Raw genomic sequence first — 4,298 nt, forward strand, 5'->3', positions numbered from 1 at the left:
ACCTCGCTCGCCGGGCGCAGCAGGCAGCCGCGCGGCGAGGCGCCGAGGCAGAGCAGCGGCTGCACGGCCTCGCGGCGACCGGCTTCGGCGTCGTCGCGGCAGCCGCGCGGCGAGGCACCGTGGCAGGCATCGGCCGTCATCGGCGCGCGGCCGTACACCGGCAGCGGCCGGCTGCCGTGCGCATCGGCGAGCTGCACCGGCGAGCCGTGGCCGTGGGCCGGCTGAGCGGCGGCGAACGCAGCACCGCTGGCAAACGCGAGCCCGGCCGACAGCGGGCAGGCGATCAGGACGGTGCGCAGGCCCTTGCGGAGGTTATTGCGGAGGTTATTGCGAAAGTTTGTGCAGATCATGGCGGCATCTCCGTGAAACATGCGGGTATCGGCGGGTTGCGGAAGCTTCGATCGAGCTTCCTTGAAGAGCGATACGCCGGCGCCCGCGCCGCGGAGACAGCTCGCAGCAGACCATCCGCAAATAAAAAACGCCGGCGTCACGCGGACGCCGGCGTTCTGGTTCGATCGCCCGGAACGCGGGGATCAGTCCCGGCGCCCGGCCTGCCGGCGCGCCCTGCCGAAGGCCAGCAGCCCGGCGCCGAGCAGCGCATACGAGGCCGGCTCCGGAATCGTCGCGGCCAGCGCCGAGACCATCTCGGCTTCGATCCAGGCGCTGGCGGCAGCGGTCGGGTGGAAGGTGTCCCAGAACACGTACTGGTCCGGGTTCGCGCAGACCGTGCCGGTGTTGGGCGTGAAGGTGATGTCGTCGCCGGTGTAGCAGGGTGCCGTGGTGTTGGTGAAACCGTAGGCGGCCGGGTTGCCGAGCAGCTCGTTGTAGGCCGACTGGATGTCGGCCAGATGCGCGGTGCCGGGCCGGGTCTGCAGCAGCGCGAGCAGCGCGGCGTTGAAGCTCGTCGATGCGTACTGCGCGAACAGCCCGGCCGGCGCCAGCCGCGGCGTCAGCGACAGGTCCGGCAGGTTGGCGACGAGGAATTCATCGGCGCCGAGGGCAAGCAGCGAACTGATCGCCGAATTGATGTTGCTGATCGCGACCGTGACGGCACTGTTGATCAGCGGCAGCGCGATCAGCTGCGCGGCGGCCGGCGTCGCGCCGCCGATCAGCGCGTTCTGGTAGGCGGTCGCGGCGGCGACGACCGCATCCTGCATGTCATTGGCGCCGATCCAGATCACGTACAGCGCGTCCGGATCGGCGACGCCGGCGTGCTGGCTCGCGAAGGCACCGATCTGCGAGCTGAGCCGGGCGATCGAATTGAGCGCCGGGTTCGAATGCCCGTAGGTGCGTGCGCCACCCCAGGCGTAGTTGTCCCCGACGTTGCCGAGCACCGAGCCGGGCAGCAGCGGTGTCTGCGTACTGGTGAACAGGCTGCCTTCGGCCGCGAACCGGTCGGCCCAGTTCGGACCGTTCGAGAAACGGCCGTTGAAGTACGGCGCCGGCGGCACCGTGCCGCCCGAGACCAGCGCGACGTTGCCGGTATCGGAGAGGCTGTCGCCGAACACGTAGAAATCCGTATACGGCGCGGCGGCGGCCGTGGCGCTGCCGAGTGCGAGACCGGCAGCCAGCGCAAGCCCGGGCAGGCAGCGGGTGAGAAGGGCAGATGCGGACATATCAGGGCAACCTCTGGACGGGTTTCGGACGCAGCCCCTCCGCTGCGGTCGACGGGGCGACGCGACACGGCCGGCGGGGGCTGCAAGGAAGCGCGGGGCTTCACAGGACTAGCACAGCAACGGATGTCCTGAAGTGCCGCAGCCCGGTTTCGGCGGCAGCCAGGCCGCCGGCATGCATCTGCGCCTGCGGTATTGTCATCAATCGTCAAACCCGCCCCGCTGCAGTCGCGGGAATTACGTGCTGCATTGCGCCGAAGCCGCATTGCGACTGGATTTTCCGATCCCGTTTCCATCCGGAATAGTCGTAATGGACGGGTCGTCGATGTGGTATTTCCCGCCATGATCGGGCCGTGGCCGCCGGTGCGCTGCCGGCGGTCCCCCCGACGTTCAAACAGCCGCTGGAATGCCGCCATGAGCACGCCCCCGTTGATTGCCCGTCAACCGGTGTATGACGCCCGACACCATGTGCTCGCCTGGGACATTGCCCATGCCAGGGCACAGCACCCGGCGGCCACACCCCCTGCCGAGCCGGACTCCGAGGCAGCCGAAGCCGCGCACTTCGAGCTGCTGACCGGTGCGCTGCTGGTCGCCGGACTCGAACGGCTGATCGGCAACGGCTTCGGCTTCCTGCCGGTTTCGGCGCACACGCTGCTCAGTCCGACGCTGCGCCTGCTGCCGCCGCTGCAGGTGGTGCTGACGCTGCCGGCCGCCGGTCTCCAGTCGGTCGACCTGCCGGCCCGGCTGGCGCCGCTGCAGCGTGCCGGTTACCGCGTCGCGCTCGATGGCTGTCGCAGCCTCGAACCCGGGCTCCTGCCGCTGCTGCCGGATCTCGACTTCCTGCGCCTCGATGCCGCCGCGCTCGGTGCCGCCGCACTGGCACCGCTGCTGCAGTCGCTGCGCGGTGCCGGTTTCCACGGCGTGGCGATCGCGACCGGGATCGCCGATGCCGGAACCGCGCAGGCCGCGCTCGATGCCGGCGTGCTCGGCCTGCAGGGACCGCTGTTCCGCCGGCCGCAGCCGGTCGCGGCCAGCGCACTCGATACCGGTCGCGAAGCGGCGCTGACGCTGATCGCGGCGCTGAACCGCCCCGATGCCGGCCTGCCCGAGATCAGCAACCTGATCCGCCGCGACGCGACGCTGACCTACAAGCTGCTGCGCTACGTCGGCTCGGCCTGGTTCGGGCTCGGCGAGGTGCACTCGGTCGATCACGCGCTGATCTGCCTCGGGCGGCTGCGGCTGCGGCTGTGGGCGACGCTGGTCGCGATGACCGGCGCCGCCGGCGAGCGCCACGACCTGCTCGAACTGGCGCTGGTGCGCGCCGGCATGTGCCGCGACCTGCTGCTCGCCGAGGGCGGCGATGCCGAGACCGGCACGCTCGCCGGCCTGCTGTCGACGCTCGACCTGCTGTTCGGCCTGCCGCTGGAGCGCGTGCTCGCCGGCCTGCCGCTCAATCGCGAGCTGCGTCAGGCCCTGCTCGAACACGCCGGCCCGGCCGGCCGGGCGCTGGCGCTCGCGCTCGCCTACGAGCGCGGCGACTGGGAGGAGGTCCACGCCGCCGGCCGTGACGAGCAGGTGTTCGATGCCTACTTCGCCGCGCTCGCGCAGGCGCACGAGACGCTGGAGCAGATCGGCACCAGCCACTGATCCTCCATCCCGGATCGTCCCTGAAACACGGCGTCGCTGCACTGCAAGGCGGCCGCCCGGCACGGAACCGGCTACAAGAGATTCACGTCCCTGCGTGAATCCCGCGAATCGCCGAGGTGTGCCGATGTCCCTGCCCGAGTCCGTGAAGATCGTCGAGGTCGGTCCGCGCGACGGCCTGCAGAACGAGGCGGCCGCGGTGCCGACCGAGATCAAGGTCGAGCTGATCGAGCGCCTGACCGCTGCCGGCCTGCCGGCGATCGAGGCGACCAGTTTCGTGTCGCCGAAGTGGGTGCCGCAGATGGCCGACAGCGCCGAGGTGCTGGCGCGCCTGCGCCGGCCGCCGGGCTGCAGCTATCCGGTGCTGACGCCGAACCTCAAGGGCTTCGAGGCCGCGCTCGCCGCCGGGGCGCGCGAGGTCGCGGTGTTCGCGGCCGCCTCCGAGACCTTCTCGCAACGCAACATCAACTGTTCGATCGCCGAGTCGCTGGCGCGCTTCGAGCCGCTGCTCGCCGCCGCCGAGGCCGCCGGCGTGCGCGTGCGCGGTTACGTCTCCTGCGTCGCCGGCTGCCCGTACGAAGGCGCGGTGGCGCCCTCGGCGGTCGCGCGCGTCGCGCTCGAACTGCTGCGCATGGGCTGCTACGAGATCTCGCTCGGCGACACCATCGGCATCGGCACGCCGGCAACGATGCTGGCGATGCTCGATGCCGTCGGCGGCGCGGTGTCGCCGGCGCGGCTGGCCGTGCACTGTCACGACACGCGCGGCATGGGCATCGCCAACGTCTACGCCTGCGTGCAGGCCGGCATCACGGTCGTCGATGCCTCGGTCGCCGGCCTCGGCGGCTGCCCGTACGCACCGGGCGCGAGCGGCAACGTCGCGACCGAGGATGTCGTCTGGCTGCTCGACGGCCTCGGCGTGCATACCGGCGTCGATCTCGTGAAGCTCGCCGAAACCGGTCAGTGGATCAGCGACCGGCTCGGCCGGCCGAACGGCTCGCGCGCCGGCCGCGCGCTGCTCGCCCTGCGCCACTGACCGCCCGC

The 4,298-nt window shown here is 71.3% G+C and carries 4 protein-coding genes; 2 read left to right on the forward strand and 2 right to left on the reverse strand.

Going from position 1 to position 4,298, the window contains the following annotated elements; translation table 11 throughout:
* Both PKE44_RS15660 and PKE44_RS15665 read right to left on the reverse strand, forming a co-directional pair.
* The coding region (locus PKE44_RS15660; RefSeq protein WP_324552973.1) for a hypothetical protein at positions 1 to 350 on the reverse strand (350 nt) is incomplete at its 3' end.
* A gap of 183 nt (positions 351 to 533) precedes the next feature.
* Positions 534 to 1,616: an SGNH/GDSL hydrolase family protein gene (locus tag PKE44_RS15665; RefSeq protein ID WP_324552976.1), complete on the reverse strand. Its 1,083-nt coding sequence runs from the start codon at positions 1,614 to 1,616 to the stop codon at positions 534 to 536.
* Positions 1,617 to 2,027: 411 nt separating this feature from the next.
* Between PKE44_RS15665 and PKE44_RS15670 the strand changes: the two genes are divergently transcribed.
* Both PKE44_RS15670 and PKE44_RS15675 read left to right on the forward strand, forming a co-directional pair.
* Positions 2,028 to 3,260, forward strand: a complete 1,233-nt coding sequence (locus PKE44_RS15670) for an HDOD domain-containing protein (protein WP_324552978.1) — start codon at positions 2,028 to 2,030, stop codon at positions 3,258 to 3,260.
* A 124-nt stretch (positions 3,261 to 3,384) separates the two neighbouring features.
* On the forward strand, positions 3,385 to 4,290 hold the full coding sequence (locus PKE44_RS15675; protein WP_324552981.1) for a hydroxymethylglutaryl-CoA lyase: 906 nt from the start codon (positions 3,385 to 3,387) through the stop codon (positions 4,288 to 4,290).
* Positions 4,291 to 4,298 lie beyond the last annotated feature (8 nt).

This window comes from Plasticicumulans sp. (assembly GCF_035331805.1).
GTDB lineage: Bacteria > Pseudomonadota > Gammaproteobacteria > Competibacterales > Competibacteraceae > Plasticicumulans.

Bases quoted from the DNA above. Each gene is read 5' to 3' on its own strand.
- PKE44_RS15665 (WP_324552976.1), bottom strand. From the start codon at position 1,616: ATGTCCGCATCTGCCCTTCTCACCCGCTGCCTGCCCGGGCTTGCGCTG.
- PKE44_RS15670 (WP_324552978.1), top strand. From the start codon at position 2,028: ATGAGCACGCCCCCGTTGATTGCCCGTCAACCGGTGTATGACGCCCGA.
- PKE44_RS15675 (WP_324552981.1), top strand. From the start codon at position 3,385: ATGTCCCTGCCCGAGTCCGTGAAGATCGTCGAGGTCGGTCCGCGCGAC.